General features: G+C 66.3%; 13 protein-coding genes. 4 read left to right on the forward strand and 9 right to left on the reverse strand.

The genetic code is table 11. The features are described 5' to 3' along the window. Positions 1 to 37 precede the first annotated feature (37 nt). The 4 genes from HTY51_RS05285 to HTY51_RS05300 form a co-directional block, all read right to left on the reverse strand. Complete coding sequence (locus HTY51_RS05285) at positions 38 to 868, reverse strand: ABC transporter permease (protein WP_174251753.1); 831 nt, start codon at positions 866 to 868, stop codon at positions 38 to 40. Continuing rightward, positions 858 to 1,799 (reverse strand): ABC transporter permease, encoded by a 942-nt coding sequence (locus HTY51_RS05290; protein ID WP_174251754.1) that lies wholly within the window; start codon positions 1,797 to 1,799, stop codon positions 858 to 860. Before HTY51_RS05290 ends, HTY51_RS05285 begins: the two co-directional genes overlap by 11 nt. A 2-nt stretch (positions 1,800 to 1,801) precedes the next feature. Further along, positions 1,802 to 2,794, reverse strand: coding sequence for an ABC transporter ATP-binding protein (locus HTY51_RS05295; RefSeq protein WP_254606995.1), 993 nt, complete (start codon positions 2,792 to 2,794; stop codon positions 1,802 to 1,804). Positions 2,795 to 2,911: 117 nt separating this feature from the next. Further along, positions 2,912 to 4,072: an ABC transporter substrate-binding protein gene (locus HTY51_RS05300; RefSeq protein WP_174251756.1), complete on the reverse strand. Its 1,161-nt coding sequence runs from the start codon at positions 4,070 to 4,072 to the stop codon at positions 2,912 to 2,914. Between the two features lie 194 nt (positions 4,073 to 4,266). Here HTY51_RS05300 and HTY51_RS05305 point away from each other — a divergent pair, with 194 nt between their 5' ends. The 3 genes from HTY51_RS05305 to HTY51_RS05315 are packed head-to-tail and all read left to right on the forward strand — an operon-like array spanning position 4,267 to position 8,404. Continuing rightward, complete coding sequence (locus HTY51_RS05305) at positions 4,267 to 5,184, forward strand: LysR family transcriptional regulator (RefSeq protein WP_174251757.1); 918 nt, start codon at positions 4,267 to 4,269, stop codon at positions 5,182 to 5,184. 47 nt (positions 5,185 to 5,231) lie between these two features. After that, positions 5,232 to 7,868, forward strand: a complete 2,637-nt coding sequence (gene alaS / locus HTY51_RS05310; protein WP_174251758.1) for an alanine--tRNA ligase — start codon at positions 5,232 to 5,234, stop codon at positions 7,866 to 7,868. Continuing rightward, on the forward strand, positions 7,868 to 8,404 hold the full coding sequence (locus HTY51_RS05315; RefSeq protein ID WP_174251759.1) for a TlpA disulfide reductase family protein: 537 nt from the start codon (positions 7,868 to 7,870) through the stop codon (positions 8,402 to 8,404). Before alaS ends, HTY51_RS05315 begins: the two co-directional genes overlap by 1 nt. Here HTY51_RS05315 and HTY51_RS05320 read toward each other — a convergent pair. After that, positions 8,382 to 9,440, reverse strand: a complete 1,059-nt coding sequence (locus HTY51_RS05320; protein ID WP_174251760.1) for an acyltransferase — start codon at positions 9,438 to 9,440, stop codon at positions 8,382 to 8,384. The genes HTY51_RS05315 and HTY51_RS05320 overlap by 23 nt on opposite strands. Positions 9,441 to 9,446: 6 nt before the next feature. Next, entirely contained in the window at positions 9,447 to 10,622 is a 1,176-nt protein-coding gene (locus HTY51_RS05325) for a hypothetical protein (protein WP_174251761.1), read from the reverse strand. 174 nt (positions 10,623 to 10,796) lie between these two features. On the opposite strand from HTY51_RS05325, the gene HTY51_RS05330 reads away from it, so the two are divergent. Beyond that, a complete protein-coding gene (locus HTY51_RS05330) occupies positions 10,797 to 11,909 on the forward strand; it encodes a transglutaminase-like domain-containing protein (RefSeq protein ID WP_174251762.1) in 1,113 nt (370 codons plus the stop codon). Between the two features lie 82 nt (positions 11,910 to 11,991). Here HTY51_RS05330 and HTY51_RS05335 read toward each other — a convergent pair whose 3' ends face one another. The 3 genes from HTY51_RS05335 to HTY51_RS05345 all read right to left on the reverse strand — a co-directional run bounded on the left by HTY51_RS05335 (position 11,992) and on the right by HTY51_RS05345 (position 16,609). Continuing rightward, positions 11,992 to 13,122, reverse strand: coding sequence for an ABC transporter substrate-binding protein (locus HTY51_RS05335; RefSeq protein ID WP_174251763.1), 1,131 nt, complete (start codon positions 13,120 to 13,122; stop codon positions 11,992 to 11,994). Between the two features lie 153 nt (positions 13,123 to 13,275). After that, on the reverse strand, positions 13,276 to 15,315 hold the full coding sequence (locus HTY51_RS05340; protein ID WP_174251764.1) for an acyltransferase family protein: 2,040 nt from the start codon (positions 15,313 to 15,315) through the stop codon (positions 13,276 to 13,278). A gap of 181 nt (positions 15,316 to 15,496) precedes the next feature. Further along, positions 15,497 to 16,609 carry an ABC transporter substrate-binding protein gene (locus HTY51_RS05345; RefSeq protein WP_174251765.1) on the reverse strand — a complete coding sequence of 371 codons (1,113 nt, stop codon included), beginning with the start codon at positions 16,607 to 16,609 and terminating at the stop codon, positions 15,497 to 15,499. Positions 16,610 to 16,636 lie beyond the last annotated feature (27 nt).

Below are 16,636 nucleotides of genomic sequence, written 5' to 3' on the forward strand. Positions count from 1 at the left end.
TGGATGGGCTGATGAATGAGGTGTAGGGGTGGACCGCTCAGCGGTTCTGGCTGTCTTCGTCGGCGCGGGTCAGCCAGTAGGCCGCCACGATGGGAATGAAGGTGAGCGCGATCATGATCACGGCGACCACATTGGTCACGGGCCGCTGGCGTGGGCGGATCAGCTCCTGCAGCATCCAGATCGGCAGCGTGGTCTGCTGGCCGGCGGTGAAGGTGGTCACGATGACCTCGTCGAAGCTGAGCGCAAAGGCCAGCAGGCCGCCGGCCAGCAGGGCCGAGCCCAGCTGGGGCAGCAGCACGTAACGGAAGGTCTGGAAGGCGTTGGCGCCCAGGTCCATGGAGGCCTCGATCAGCGCCGGGCTGATGCGGCGCAGCCGCGCCACCGCGTTGTTGTAGACCACCACCACGCAGAAGGTGGCGTGGCCGATCACGATGGTCCAGAAGCTGAAGGGGATCTCCATGGCATGGTAGGACGAGCGCAGCGCGATGCCGGTGATGACCCCGGGCAGGGCGATGGGCAGGATGAGCAGCAGGTTGACGGCATCGCGGCCGAAGAACTGCGTACGCGCCAGCGCGCCGGCGGCCAGCGTGCCCAGCACCACGGCGATGCCGGTGGCCCACAGCGCGACCTGGAAGGAGAGTTTCATCGCGTCCCACACGTCCTGGCGCTCCAGCGCCACGGCGAACCACTGGGTGGTCAGGCCCGGGGGCGGGAAGACATAACTCTTGTCCTCGCTGCTGAAGGCGTAGAGGATGATGAGCGCCAGCGGAATGTGCAGGAAGAGCACGCCGGCCCAGGTGGCCGCCTTCAGGCCCCAGGAGGCGCCGCGTTGCGGCTTCGAAAATTTGGCGGCGGTGTCAGAGCGCATCGAAAGCTCCCTTGCGCTTGGCCAGCCAGAGGTAGACACCGATGATCACGATGGGCACCAGGGAAAACGCCGCGGCAAAAGGCAGGTTGCCGGCCACGCCCTGCTGGCGGTACACGACCTGGCCGATGTAGAGCGTGGAGTTGCCGATGACCTGCGGGATGATGTAGTCGCCCAGGGTCAGCGAGAAGGTGAAGATGGAACCCGCCGCGATGCCCGGCATGGCCAGGGGGAAGATCACCTGGCGGAAGGTCTGCGCCGGGCTGGCGCCCAGGTCGGCCGAGGCCTCCAAGTAGGAGCCGGGGATGCGCTCGATGGAGGCCATGATGGGCAGGATCATGAAGGGCAGCCACATGTAGACGAAGACGATGAAGGTGCCCATGGGCGAGAAGCTCAGCGAGCTGCCGCCCACCACCGGCATGGACAGCAGGGCATCGAGCAGCCACTGCAGGTGCAGGCTCTGCATCACCCAGGAGATGGCGCCTTCCTTGGCCAGCAGCAGTTTCCAGGCGTACAGGCGCACCAGGTAGCTGGACCACAGGGGCAGCATCACGGCCACATAGAGCAGGGCCTTCTGCGGGCCGCGCGCGTAACGGGCCATGTAATAGGCGATGGGGAAGCCGATCACCACACAGGCCACGGTGACGAGGATGGCCATCACCGTGCTGCGCAGCGCCACGTCCAGGTTGGTGGGCGTGAAGATCTCGACGAAATTGGAAAAGCCGATTTCGCGCACCACCTGGCCGGTGAAGTCGTCCAGGCGGAAGAAGCTGTTGGCCAGCAGGCTGAACAGCGAGCCCAGGTAGATGACACCGAACCACAGCAGGGGCGGCGCCAGCAGCAGGGCCAGCAGCAGGCCGCGCCGCGTGTAGAGCAGCGTGGACAGCCGGTCGGCCAGGCTGTTGCGGGGCGGGGGCAGGGTGAGGCTGCTCATGCTCAGGCGGCTTCAATGACGTGCATGGCCGCGTCGCTCCAGTAGAGGCTGGCGCTGGCGCCGGTCTCGGGCGTGGCGCTGCTGCCCTGCACGGGCAGGTCGACCAGCAGTGCGGCGCCGCCCTGCTCGGGCTGCACATGCACGCGCCAGAAGGAGCCGAAGAACTGCACTTCGCGCACGGTGCCGCGTGCGCGCGGGCTGCCGCGCGTGGCGGCAGGGCCGAACTCGATGCCTATGAGTTCGGGGCGGATCATCAGGGCGTCGGCCGCGGCGTACTGGCGCGCATCGCCGCCCTGCAGCACATTGGCCGCACCCACGAATTCGGCAACGAAGCGCGTGGCCGGTCGTTTGTAAAGCTCGGCCGGCGTGGCCACCTGCTCCAGGCGGCCCTTGCTGAAGATGCCAATGCGGTCGCTCATGGACAGGGCTTCGTGCTGGTCGTGCGTGACGAAGATGAAGGTGATGCCCAGTTTGCGCTGCAGGCTCTTGAGCTCACTCTGCATCTGTTCGCGCAGCTTGAGGTCCAGCGCGCCCAGGGGTTCGTCCAGCAGCAGCACCTGGGGCTCGCTGATCAGGGCGCGCGCCAGGGCCACACGCTGGCGCTGGCCGCCCGAGAGCTGGGGTGGCTTGCGCTGGCCCACGTCGGGCAGTTGCACGGTCTCCAGCAGCTGCTGGGCCTTTTTCTCGCGGGTGGCACGGTCCACACCGCGCACCATGAGGCTGTAGGCCACGTTGTCCAGGATGCTCATGTGCGGAAAGAGCGCGTAGTCCTGGAACACGGTGTTGACCGGACGGGCATAGGGGGGCAGCTGGCTCACGTCCTGGCGATGGATGGTGATGTGGCCGCTGGTGGGCAGGGTGAAGCCGCCGATCATGCGCAGGCAGGTGGTCTTGCCCGAGCCCGAGGGGCCCAGCAGGGTGAAGAACTCGCCGGCCTGGACATCCAGGTCGACACCGGCCACCGCATGGACGGTCTTGCCCGCCGAACGAAACACGCACGAGACATCGCGCAAACTCACAGCCGAAGTCATCGGAAACACTCTTTCGCGAGAGAAATACAGGGGAAGGGGCTGGCGCACACGCGCCAGCCCGTTCAGACGCTCAAGTGCGGATCAACGGCCGCCGAGGACGGCGATGTAGTCCGAGACCCACTTGTGGTACGGGACGCACTGGTTGTTCTGCGTCTTGCACTGGCTGGTCGGCGTCTTCCAGAAGGAGATGCGCTCGAAGTCGTTGTAACCCTGGCGTGCGCAGCCCTCGTCGCCCAGCAGCTTGTTGCCCTTGCAGGCAGCGGGAACGGCCGGCACCGAGCCGAACCAGGCCGACAGGTCACCCTGCAGCTTGGGGTTGAGCGAGTGCTCCAGCCACTTGTAGGCGCAGTTGGGGTGCTTGGCGTCGGCGTGCATCATGGTCGAATCGGCCCAGCCGGAAGCGCCTTCGACCGGCACCACGGTGGCGATCGGAGCCTTCTTGGAGCCCAGGATGTTGGCCTGGAACTGCCAGCTGCTGGAGGCGACCACGCCTTCGTTGGTGAAGTCGTCGATCTGCACGAAGGCGTCGTGCCAGTACTTGCCCACGATCTTGCGCTGAGCGCGCAGCACCTCGAGCGCGGCCTTGTACTGGGCCTCGTTCAGCTCATAGGGGTCCTTGATGCCCAGGGCCGGGTTCTTTTTCATGAGGTAGAGCGCGGCGTCGGCGATGTAGATCGGGCCGTCGAAGGCCTGCACGCGGCCCTTGTTGCTCTTGCCGTCGGGCAGGGTCTGCTCTTCGAACACCACGCTCCAGCTGGTGGGTTTCTTGTCGCCGAAGACCTTGGTGTTGTACATCAACACGTTCCAGCCCCACTGGTAGGGCACGCCGTAGTGGGTGTTGCCCTCGAAGTGCCAGGGGGCCTTCTGCAGGCGCGGGTCGATGTTCTTGTAGCTGGGGATCAGGCTGACATTGATGGGCTGCACCTTCTTGCCGCGGATCAGGCGGGTGCTGGCGTCGCCCGAGGCGGTGACCAGGTCGAAGCCGCCCTCGTTCATCAGGGCCACCATTTCGTCGGAGGTGCCGGCGGTCTTGACGTTGACCTTGCAGCCGGTGGCCTTCTCGAAGCCGGTCACCCAGTCGAATTCCTTGACGGTGGCGCCGCGCTCGATGTAACCGGCCCAGGCCACGATGTCGACCTGGCCCTCGCCCTTGCCGATTTTCTGGACCATCTTCTGCGCCTGGCTGGCGCTGGCCAGGGCCAGCATGCCGGCGGCAATGGCCGCGTACTTCAGTAGCTTCATGTCTTCTCCACTTTTTCGGGTTGATCGGATTCCAGCCGGGCTGGGGCTTCGCTTGATGGCGTTGTTCATGCGCCGGAGGCAAAAAGCAAGGCCAATGTAGCCTTGACGTTTTAGCCTGCACAGTTCAATATTCGGTGTCCTGTCTATCTAAAAAATAGATATCAAGGGTTAACCCCCTCATTTTGCGCACCAAAATGCAGCGCCACATCACCCTGAGACAGTTCCGCTACTTCCTGGCGGTCTCGGAAACCGCCTCGGTCGCGGCAGCCGCACGCATGATCAATATTGCGCAGTCGGCTGTGACCAAGAGCATCCAGGAGCTGGAGGACGCCCTGGCCGTCAAGCTTTTCGAACGCACCACCAAGGGGATGGTGCTGACCCAGGATGGGCACCGTTTTCAGGCGAGCGCGCGCAAGGTCATCGCGGCGGTGGCCGAAGCCGGGCAACTCGGGCGTGGCAAACCCGAGACACTCTCGGGCAGCCTGACCATAGGTGTGACCAGCCTGGTGGCCGGTTATTACCTGGCCGACCTGTTCGCGCGTTTCCAGCGCTCGCACCCCTCGGTCACGATCTCGGTGGTGGAAGACGCGCCCCAGTTTCTGGAGCACCTGCTGATCAACGGCGAGGTGGACCTGGCCATCATGGTCTCCAACGCCCTGGGCGACCCGCAGGCCCTGGAGGTAGAGGCACTGACGCGCTCGCCCAACCGGGTCTGGATGGCTTCGGGCCACGCCCTGGCCGACAAGGCCGAGCTGAGCCTGCAGGAGTGCGCGGCCTACCCCCAGGTGGTGCTGGAGGCGGACCGGGTGGAAAGCGTGCTCAACGCCCTGTGGGCCCGCCACGGCCTGCACCCGCCAGTGCTGATGCGCAGTACCTCGCTGGAAGCCGTGCGTTCCCTGGTGGGCATAGGCGCGGGCATCGCCCTGCTGCCGGACTTCCTCTACCGCCCCTGGACGCTGGACGCCGAGCACGTGGAGGCACGCAGCCTGCGCGACGCCGCGCCCAGCATCGACGTGGGCCTGGTCTGGCGTCGCGGCTCGCGCAGCCGTCCGGTGGTGACCGAGTTCATCGAGCTTGCCCGCGAGCAGTCGCGCAGCCATCGGGGGCGCTGAAGCCCTGCGGTTCGGGAGAGGGCGGTGCCAAATTTATAATCAGGCCCATGACCACCTCCACTCCCGCTGTTCCGACCATGTCCGTGGCGGACATCCGCAAGACTTTTCTCGACTTCTTTGCCGCCAAGGGCCACACCGTGGTGGCCTCCAGTCCGCTGGTGCCGGGCAACGACCCGACCCTGATGTTCACCAACTCCGGCATGGTGCAGTTCAAGGACGTGTTCCTGGGCAGCGACAAGCGCTCCTACGTGCGCGCCGCCTCGGTGCAGGCTTGCCTGCGCGCCGGCGGCAAGCACAACGACCTGGAGAACGTGGGTTACACCGCACGCCACCACACTTTCTTCGAGATGCTGGGCAACTGGTCCTTCGGCGACTACTTCAAGCGCGAGAGCCTGAAGTGGGCCTGGGAGCTGCTGACCGAGGTCTACCAGCTGCCGAAAGATCGCCTGCTGGCCACGGTCTATGCCGAGGACGACGAGGCCTACGACATCTGGACCAAGGAAATCGGCCTGCCGCCCGAGCGTGTGATCCGCATCGGCGATAACAAGGGCGGCCGCTACAAGTCCGACAATTTCTGGATGATGGCCGATACCGGCCCCTGCGGCCCCTGCTCGGAAATCTTCTACGACCACGGCCCCCACATCGCCGGCGGCCCCCCGGGCAGCCCTGACGAAGACGGCGACCGCTACATCGAGATCTGGAACAACGTGTTCATGCAGTTCAACATGGACGAGAGCGGCGCGGTTACGCCGCTGCCCGCGCCCTGCGTGGACACCGGCATGGGCCTGGAGCGCCTGGCCGCCATCCTGCAGCACGTGCACAGCAATTACGAGATCGACATCTTCGCCGCGCTGATCAAGGCCGCCGGCCGCGAGACCGGTACGAAAGATCTGACGAACCCCTCGCTCAAGGTCATCGCCGACCACATCCGTGCCACCGCCTTCCTGGTCAGCGACGGCGTGATCCCCGGCAACGAAGGCCGTGGTTATGTGCAGCGCCGTATCGTGCGCCGCGCCATCCGCCACGGCTACAAGCTGGGCCAGAAGAAGCCTTTCTTCCACAAGCTGGTGGCCGAACTGGTGCGCCTCATGGGTGACGCCTACCCCCGCCTGAAAGAGCAGGAGCAGCGCATCACCGAGGTGCTCAAGGCCGAGGAAGAGCGTTTCTATGAAACGTTGGCCAACGGCATGGAGATCCTGGACGCGGCCCTGGCCAACGCCAAGGTGCTGCCCGGCGAGGTGGCCTTCAAGCTGCACGACACCTATGGTTTCCCGCTCGACCTCTCGGCCGACGTCTGCCGCGAGCGTGGCCTGAGCGTGGATGAGGCCGGCTTCAAGGCTGCCATGGAGAAGCAGAAGAACCAGGCCCGTGCGGCCGGCAAGTTCAAGATGGACAAGGCGCTCGAGTACACGGGCGCCGGCAACCAGTTCGTGGGTTACGACAAGCTCGAAGCATCGGCCAAGATCGTGGCGCTGTATGTGGACGGCACGCCGACCGCCGTGCTCAAGGCCGGCCAGAATGGCGTCGTCGTGCTCGACACCACCCCCTTCTACGCCGAGAGCGGCGGCCAGGTGGGTGACGAGGGCGTGCTGACCAGCGGCTCGGCCCGCTTCGACGTGGGCGACACGCAGAAAATCAAGGCCGATGTCTACGGCCACCACGGCACCCTGGCCCAGGGCACGCTCAATGTGGGCGACCACGTGACGGCCCAAGTCAACCTGCTGCAACGCGCCGCCACCATGCGCAACCACTCGGTCACCCACCTCATGCACAAGGCCCTGCGCGAAGTGCTGGGCAGCCACGTGCAGCAGAAGGGCTCGCTGGTGAACGCCGAGCGCACCCGCTTCGACTTCGCGCACAACGCGCCGGTGACGGAAGCCCAGATCCGCGCGATCGAGGCCCAGGTCAACGCCGAGATCCTGGCCAATGCCGCGACGCAGGCGCGCGTGATGGATATCGAGTCCGCGCAGAAGACCGGCGCCATGATGCTCTTCGGCGAGAAGTACGGCGACAGCGTGCGTGTGCTGGACATCGGCAGCAGCCGCGAACTCTGCGGCGGCACCCATGTGCAGCGCACGGGTGACATCGGCCTCTTCAAGGTCGTGGCCGAGGGTGGTGTGGCTGCCGGTGTGCGCCGCATCGAGGCGGTGACCGGCGCCAACGCGCTGACGTATCTGCAGCAGCTCGAAGACACGGTGACACAGGCCGCCGGCACGCTCAAGGCGCCGAGCACGGAGCTCAATGTCCGCCTGGGCCAGGTGCTGGACCAGGTCAAGGCGCTGGAAAAGGAAATCGCCGCGCTCAAGGGCAAGCTGGCTTCCAGCCAGGGCGACGACCTGGTGACGCAGGCGGTGGACGTGAAAGGCCTCAAGGTGCTGGCCGCCCGCCTGGAAGGTGCCGACGCCAAGACCCTGCGCGACACCCTGGACCAGCTCAAGAACAAGCTCAAGAGCGCGGCCATCGTGCTGGCCGCCGTCGACGGCGACAAGGTGCAGCTGGCCGCCGGCGTGACGGCTGACAGCATGGCGAAGGTGAAGGCCGGTGAACTGGTCAACTTCGTGGCCCAGCAGGTCGGCGGCAAGGGCGGCGGCAAACCCGACATGGCCATGGCCGGCGGCACCGACGCGAGCAAGCTGGCCGCGGCCCTGGCCAGTGTGCAGGGCTGGGTGTCGGAAAAACTCTGATGCAGCGGCGTGAACTGCTCGGGCTGGCGCTCGGGGCCGTTGCGGCACCGGCGTTGGCACAGCGTGGCTACGACGTGGCGCCCTGGCCTGCCAGCCGGCCTGCACCGGCGCTGCAGGCGCTGGACCTGCAGGGCAAGACCTGGACCCTGGCCGAGTTGCGCGGTCGCGCCGTCGTGCTGAACTTCTGGGCCACCTGGTGCCCGCCCTGCCGCGCCGAGATGCCTTCGCTGCAGCAACTCGGTGAGATCTACGGCCCCGAGCAGTTGCTGGTGCTGGCCCTCAACGTGGGCGAAGGCCCGCGTCGCATCGCGCAGTACCTGCAGTCCAGCGGCCTCAATCTCACGGTGCTGCTGGACCCGAAGAGCGAGGCCGCCAAAGCCTGGGGCGCCAATGTGCTGCCCACGACCATCCTGATCGACGCCGAGGGCCGGCCAAGACTGCGCGTGCGCGGTGAGGTGGACTGGAGCGGCCGCGAGGCGCAGGCCATGGTGGAGCCCCTGCTGCGCGTGCGGACTAAGCCCGGCGTTTCGAGCTGAAGCGCTGGCTGATCCAGCGCGATAACGGCGCCTCGATGCGGCGCTCGAACACGAAGGCCAGCGCCACGCTGGCCAGCACGCTGAGGACCAGCGCGGCCACGGCCTCGCCCGCCTGGTCGCCACCCGTGCGTGCGTACAGCGCATTGCCCAGCATCAGCACCGGGAAGTGCACGAGGAAAAGCGCGTAGGACGTGCGGCCCAGCGCGTGCAGCGGCCGTGCGATGGCCGTTGGCAGTGCGTTCCCCGCATCCGCTCGTCGTGCCAGCACGATCAGCAGCAGGGCTACGCCCAGCGCCAATGCGATGCGGGTGCGCCAGTCCAGCAGCAGGGCCAGTGCGCCAAGTCCGGCCAGCAGGCCCAGCCAGCGCAGCGCATGGGGCGAGCGCGCCGCCCACCAGGCCAGCGCACCGAGTGCATAGCTGCCGAAGAAATAGGGCGCCCAGTCATCCCAGCCGGCGTCGCGGTTGAAATGCAGCAGCGAGGCCAGCATGAGCCCGGCCACCAGCCACAGGGCCGGTGCGGGCCGCGCGCTGCGCTGGCCCAGCCACAGCAGCAGCGCCAGCAGGGCATAGAGCTGCAGGTCGATGGCCACGTACCAGACCCCGGCCGACAGGGCTTCGGCATCTACCACGTCATGCAGCAGGAACAGGTGTGCCAGGGCCTGGCCCCAGCCTGGCGCGGCGGGGATGAAGTCGGCGTTCAGCCAGCTGCGCACCATGGCGGCAGCGGCGACGGCCAGCAGCATGGCCACGCCGAAGGGCAGGGCCAGGCGCAGGTAGCGCAGCAGCACGGCGCGTCCCAGATCGTCGGCGTCACCTCGCATGGCCGGCTGCAGGCCTTGCATGGCCAGGTAGCCCCCCAGCACCAGGAAGATCTGCACCGCCATGCGGGCGTAGTCGTAGAGCCAGCCCATGAGTGCGGGGGCGGCGAGGGCCGCCGCGTCGGCCAGCGGGCCGTAGGCCGAGAAGTGGTGCAGCACGATGAGCTGCGAACCGATGCACTTGAGCGCATCGATGTGCGTCTGCCGCGTCAGCATGACAGATCAGGTTCGGGGGATGGGCATGTCCGAGGTGCCGGGGCGCACCCAGCGCGCGAACTCGCGTGTGGTGTCCATGCAGCCGCCGGCTTCGGTGTAGACGCCGCGCGGCTCGCGCCAGCGGGTCATGCGTGCCATCACCTGTGCCAGTTCGTCCGGGTTGGCAAGCGTGGCCTCGATCAGGGGCTCAATGCGCACTTCGTCGATCTGCGACTCACCCTGTTCGTCCTTGTACAGGCCGTGGCGCCAGTGGTAGATCTCCACGCACTTGCGCGTGAGGGTGTAGGGCTGGTGCTGCTTCCAGAAGTTCGTGAACAGGCCACCGCCCAGGTACATGACCCAGGAGCCCTCGAAACCGCAGGCGTCGGCCGAGGCCTCGTCGGGGTTGCGGAACCAGACGCGGTCGCCCGGCACGTAGTACAGCGGCGGCACCGGCTGCTCCAGCGAACCCTGCTCGCGCAGGAACACGGTGTGGAACTCCTCGGACATGATGGCGCGCTGGCGCCAGACCTCCTGCAGGCGCTCGAACAGCTCGGTGTTGCTGCGTGCCAGTTCCTGGGCAATGCCCAGCAGGGTGACGTATTCGGTGGCGCGGTAGCAGGAGAAGGAGTAGAGCCGGCCCGAGACTTCGGGCTGCGTGGTCTTGATCAGGGCCTCGATCAGCGGCACGCCCGGCAGCAGGGTGAAGCCCCGGTCCTCGTCGTAGGTCCAGCAGTCCTGCGGGCGCTCGGCGGCATTGGTGTCGAAGGCCAGCGTGGTGCGCCGGGCTGCCTGGACGATGTTGCGCCGGATGTGGAGGGCCGATTCGAACTCGTCCAGGCTGGGGAAGTCCAGGCCGGTCGGGCTCATGAGCATGGTGACCAGGATCTCGCGTTGCAGATCGGTCTCGCTGTCCAGGGTGCGCAGGCCCAGGGTGTGGGCCAATTGCATGGTGTTGTGGCCCGGTGCCCAGGTCTGGGTGGCGGGGTGGTCCAGCCAGAGCCGCACCCCCTGGCCCTGCGGGTCCTGGCCGGCTTCGGCATGGATCTGTGCTGCCAGGTCGGTGGCGCCCAGCCGCTCCAAAAAGACACGGCGCACGCTCTCGGTACTTTGGGTGCCCTGGCCGCGCAGCAGGATGCCGCGACTGACGGGCCCTTGCCCTGTCTGCTCCATCGTGGTGTAGGTCTCCAGCAGCTTTCTCATAGGTATGGCTATCAATATACCCCATGCATTGTGGGGTTTAGCTTGGGGATTACTCCGGGGTGGGGCCACCTCGATAATCTGGGCAGCCACGGCTATTCCAGTCGTGCGCACGTCGTTCCGGAGCACCTTGACCTGCGCCGGCGGCGTTACCCCCACCATGACGGAGCTCTCTAAATGACCACCGAACGTCGAACCTTCCTGAAGAACGCAGCCAGCCTGTCGGCCGCCTACACGCTGCCGGCCCTTGGCCTGGCGCAGACCGCGCCGGCGCAGCGCCAGTTCAACCCGCAGCCCGGCGCCTGGCGTACCTTCGAGGTCACCACCCGCGTCGACATCCAGCAGGCCGAGGGCGTCACCCATGTCTGGCTGCCGGTGCCTTCGGTCGACAGCGACTGGCAGCGTTCGCTCGACAGCAGTTATGCCAGCAATGGCAGCACCCGCATGGGCAGCGACGCCGTTTATGGCGCGCGCCTGCTGCACGTGACGTTCGCGCCCGGCGAGAAAAACCCCTGGGTCGAGCTGAGCACCCGCATCCAGACCAATAACCGCGCCGTCGACTGGAGCGTGAAGACGCCGGCGCCGGAAGCCGCGAGTACCCTGCAGTTCTGGACCCGACCCACGGCCCTGCTGCCCACCGACGGCATCGTGCGCAAGACGGCCCTGGAGGCCACCCGTGGCGCGAAGACCGACGTCGAGAAGGCCCGCGCCATCTACGACTGGGTGGTGGCCAACACCTGGCGCGAGCCCAAGGTGCGCGGCTGCGGCGAGGGTGACATCAAGACCATGCTGGAGACCGGCAATCTGGGCGGCAAGTGTGCCGACCTGAACGCCGTCTTTGTCGGCCTGTGCCGTGCCGTGGGCCTGCCCGCACGCGACGTCTACGGCCTGCGCCTGGTGCCTTCGGCCTTCGGCTACAAGGAACTCAGCGGCAACCCGGCCAGCCTCAAGGGCGCCCAGCACTGCCGCGCCGAGGTCTACCTCAAGGACCATGGCTGGGTGGCCATGGACCCGGCCGACGTGGCCAAGGTCATGCGCCTGGAAACGGCGCAGTGGATCAAGAACACCAGCGACCCGGTGGTGGCTCCCGTCAACCAGGCCCTGTTCGGCGGCTGGGAAGGCAACTGGCTGGCCTGGAACATGGCGCATGACGTGGCCCTGCCGGGCGCCCAGGGCCCCAGGCTCGGTTTCCTGATGTACCCGGTGGCCGAGACCGCCGACGAACGCCTGGACTCCTACTCACCCGACGCCTTCAAGTACCAGATCACGGCGCGCGAGATCAAGGCCTGAGTCACTTCAGCCGGGATAAAAAAAGGGCGCCATCGGCGCCCTTTGCAATTCCCTCTGGAAACCCCCTCTCCCCCTCACACCTTCAATTGCGCAGCCGTCCGTTACGCGTGACCATGGCCAGTTCCACATACTTGCTGCCGTGGTTCTGCTCCGGGCCGTACTGCACGGTATACCCACCGACGTCATAGGTCCCCAGGTTGCGCAAGGCGGCCAGCAGGGCCTTGGCGTCACCCGGGCGCTTGCTGCGGCGCATGGCTTCGGTCAGCACCTTGGCGCCGATGCAGGCCTCCAGGTGCGTGCTGTTCATGGCCTTCTTCACGCCGGCATCCTGCAGGGCCTTGCCGCACTCACGGATGATGGGCAGGGAGGCGGAGGTGTTGGGCACCACCTGTGAAATGGAGGCGCCGGCGCCGGCCTCGCCCGCCGCGTCGATGTACTGCTGGGCCCCGACGAAGGACAGGCTGGACATGGGCACGTAGAGCCCGCGTGCGGTCAATTGCTTGCTGATGTCGGCGGCCGGGCCGGAGAGCACGGTGTTGATGATGACCTCGGGCTTGAGGGCCATCAGGGCATTCATCCTGGCCGCATCGATGCCTGCATTGCGCTGCAGGGCGAAGGCCTTGGGGGTCTTGCCCTGGCGGACCAGGTAGTCGGTGACCACGCCCAGGTTCTGCACGCCGACCTCGTCGTCGTAGTGCACCACCACCACCTGCTTGAGGCCCAGGCTGGTCCAGAAGGCCAGCATCTTTTCGAGTTCGTCGCCGTAGGAGGCGCGCAGCGTGTAGACCACGGGGCTGGCCTTGCGCACCGGGTTGGCGCCGGAGAAGGGGGCGTAGAACAGCACGCCGGCCTTCTCTGCCTGGGGCATGGCGTCCAGGCTCAGCGTGGCCGAGCCGTAACCGAACAGGGCCACCAGGCCCTTGGTCTGCAGCAGCTTGCCGGTGTTCTCGCCGGCGATCTTGCGCTGGTTCTGGTCGTCCAGGGTGAGCAGCTCGACCGGGGCACCGGCCACGCCGCCCTGGGTATTGATCATCTTGAAATAGGCCTGGGCGCCGTCGCGGATGTCCTGGCCGAACACGGCATTGCTGCCGGACAGCGGCGCGGACTGGCCGACGATCCAGGCGTTCTGGGCCTGGCTGTGAGCACCCAGCAGCAGGCCTGCGGCACACAGCAGGCTGGTGACTGCGCGGCGATGGAAGAACTGCTTGTTCATGAAGAACCCCGGTCAAAAGAGTGAATGCCTGTATCGTGCGCGCCAGTTTGTTTCAGGACTAGCCCCGAAACAGAAACACCTGTATGCAGATGTACGGCGCTGTAAGAAAGTGTTGCAAAACGCCTGCCAGGAAGCAGGCGCCGGGGCCGCACCCTATCGCGGTTTCCAGTCGATAACGACAGGCTGTTCGGAGCGCAGGATGGCGGATACCGGGTCTGCCATGGCGAGGCTCCGGGCCAGATGGGCCGCGCCGCTGGCCGTGAGGTGCCCCCGGTCGTAGATCATCAGCTTCTGACCCTGGAAGAGGGGGCAGGCCGCGCCGCGGCAGAAGAGGGAGATCTTGTCCACATAGCTGATGCCCTGTTCCAGCGCAAACGCGCGCATCGCGGCATTCAGGGAGACATTGCGCTGCTGGAAGCTTTGCTGGACATGGTCGTCGAAGGCGGTCGGGGGCGCGTAGTCGGAGAGGATGCGATAGACATCCTTCTTGAAGGTCAGCGAGGGACCGACCATCGCGATCTTCGGGACGTACTGCTTGTAGTGCGTGATGTCCGGCGCGATTTCTTCGAAGGAGCCTGGCCAGCGGGAGGTCAGCATCACCAGGTCGACAGGGTGGGTCCGGACATGCGCCATCGCGCCGTGCACCACCTTGCCGCAAAGGGTGTCGGGTTTCTGGTAGCGCTTCGAGATGGGAATGCAACCGCCATCGATGAAGGGCACGAAGGTGATGTCGGGGTAGGCCATGGTCAGGGCCTGGTGGACATTGGCCGCGTGGCTGTCCCCCACCACCAGTACGACCCGCTTGCCCGATGGGGCGTCAGCGACTGTCTTGCCACAGCCGCCGCCGGCCAGGCGCCCGCCGGAGCAGAAGGCCTCCTGGTTGTTCACGGCGTTCGAGTCTTCCCGGATCTGCTGGAGCTCAGCCGAGTCCTTGCGCAGCTTGGGGATCAGCAAGGCGAGCTGGGCGGCCTCTTCCTGGCCCAGCGCGAAACTCAGGCGCATTTCCTGTTCCTGCGCCGTGGTGCTGGCGGGCTTCTGCTGCAGCAGCTTGCCCAGAGCGATGCGCCCATTCACCTCCCTGAAATCCAGGCCGTTGCGCTTGTAGGCATTGAAGCCGAGGTAGCCGATCAGGGCCAGCATCACCAGCAAAACCACGGGCACGGCGGGCGAGCCCATGCGCCGCGCGGGTGTCTCCACCAGGTGGTAGCCGATCACGGCCAGGGCAAAGCTCAGGCCCAGGGTGGCCAGGATCAGGGCCGGGGCCGGATCCACGACCAGCTCGTTCAGGAAGAACAGGGCGGGCCAGTGCCAGAGATAGAAGGAGTAGCTGGTCAGTCCCACGAAGACCAGGGCCTTGTGGCTGAGCGCCGTGCGCAGCGCTGCCGATTCGGCTGCGCCCATCAGCAGTGCTGCCGTGCCCAGGCAGGGCAGCAGCGCCAGGTAACCCGGGAAACCCGCGTCCTTGTCGATCAGCAGGCAGGCGCAGACCAGCAGGACGAGTCCCGTCCAGGCCAGCAGATCGGCGAGGCGCCCCGTGATGCGGTATTTTCGCGTGAGCAGGACGGCGATGCCGCCCAGGGACAGTTCCCAGAACCGCGTGGTAGGCAGGTAATAGGCGGTGCTGGGGTCGCTGCGCGTGAGGTGGATGCCGTAGACCAGCGAGGCCAGGGAAATCACCAGCAGGAGCTTGAGCAGGGCGCCATCGTCCATCTTGCGGACCTGCCTGGCGTACACCAGCAGGACCGGCCAGACGAAATAGAACTGCTCCTCGATGGCCAGTGACCAGAGGTGCAGCAGAGGCTTGGCGCTGGCGTCCACATCGAAATAACCGGACTCGCCCAGGTAGACGAAGTTGGAGATGAAGCCTGCCGCAGCGGCCATGTGCTTGCCCAGGGTGGCGTAGGCATCGGAATACAGCACAAACCAGCCGAACAGAAAGGAGCTGGCCAGCACGACGGACAGGATGGGGAAGATGCGCTTGATCCGCCTGGCGTAGAAATGCCGGAACGAAAACCGGCCCGCATCCAGGTCGGAGACGATGAGCCCGGTGATCAGGAAGCCGGAAATGACAAAGAAGATGTCGACCCCTACAAAGCCGCCCGGCAGGAGCTGCGGGAAGGCATGGAAGACGACGACGGCAAGGATGGCAATGGCACGCAGGCCGTCGATGTCAGCGCGGTAGGTCGTGGTCATGGAGGGTGATGGGGGTTTTTGTTATCGACGGGGCCGCGCCCAGCCCGCGCGCCTGAGGGCACGCGGTCACCGTGGGATTCTAATGAGGGTCCGCTCCGCCTTGGAGCGGCGGCGCAGAGCCGGCGCAGAGCCGGCGCAGAGGGGCCGGTGCCACCTGGCACTCGGCCGGGGGCTATCGGACTCAGTTGCGCAGCTTGCCGCCGCGCGTGACCATGCCCAGTTCCACGTACTTGCTGCCATGGTTCTGTTCCGGACCATAGCTGACGGTGAACCCGCCGGTGTCGTAAGTGCCCAGGTGACGCAGGGTACTCAGCAGGGCTTTGGCGTCGCCGGGCTTCTTGCTGCGGCGCATGGCCTCGGTCAGCACCTTGGCGGCGATGCAGGCTTCCAGGTGCGTGCTGTTCATGGCCTTCTTCACGCCGGCATCCTGCAGGGCCTTGCTGCATTCGCGGATGACGGGCAGCGAGGCGCCGGTGTTGGGCACGACCTGGGAGATGGATACGCCGGCCCCGGCTTCGCCGGCCGCGTCGATGTACTGCTGCGCGCCCACGAAGGACAGGCTGGACATGGGGATGTACATGCCGCGCGCCACCAGCTGCTTGCTGATCTCGGCGGCCGGGCCGGAGAGCACCGTGTTGATGATGACTTCAGGCTTGAGGGCGGCCAGCTGCGTGAAGCGGGCGTCGTCCAGCTTGGCATTGCGCTCCAGGGCGAAGGCCAGCGGCTGCTTGCCCTGGCGCGCCAGGTAGTCCTTGACCACCCCCAGGTTCTGGATGCCGACCTCGTCGTCGTAGTGCACCACCACCACCTGCTTCATGCCGAAGCCGGTCCAGAAGGCCAGCATCTTTTCCAGCTCATCACCGTAGGAGGCACGCAGGGTGTGGACCACGGGGCTGGGTTTGCGCACGGGATTGGCACCCGAGAAGGGGGCGAAGAAGAGTATGCCGGCCTTCTCGGCCTGGGGCATGGCGTCCAGGCTCAGCGTGGCCGAGGCGTAACCGAAGAGGGCGACCAGGTTGCGGTTCTGCAGCAGCCTGGTGGTGTTCTCGCCGGCGATCTTGCGCTGGTTCTGGTCGTCCAGGGTGATGAGCTCGATGGGCACGCCATTCACACCGCCTTGGGCATTGACTGACCTGAACCAGGCCAGGGCGCCGTCACGGATGTCCTGGCCGAACACGGCATTGCTGCCGGACAGCGGTGCCGACTGGCCGACGACCCAGTTGGACTGGGCCTGCAGGCCGCCATGAAAGAAGATGCCCAACGCGCAAAGTAGCGCTGCAATTTTTGTATTCATAAGCAGTCACCATATAAGTCGCCACGA

This window comes from Rhodoferax sp. BAB1, from assembly GCF_013334205.1.
Lineage (GTDB): Bacteria > Pseudomonadota > Gammaproteobacteria > Burkholderiales > Burkholderiaceae_C > Hylemonella.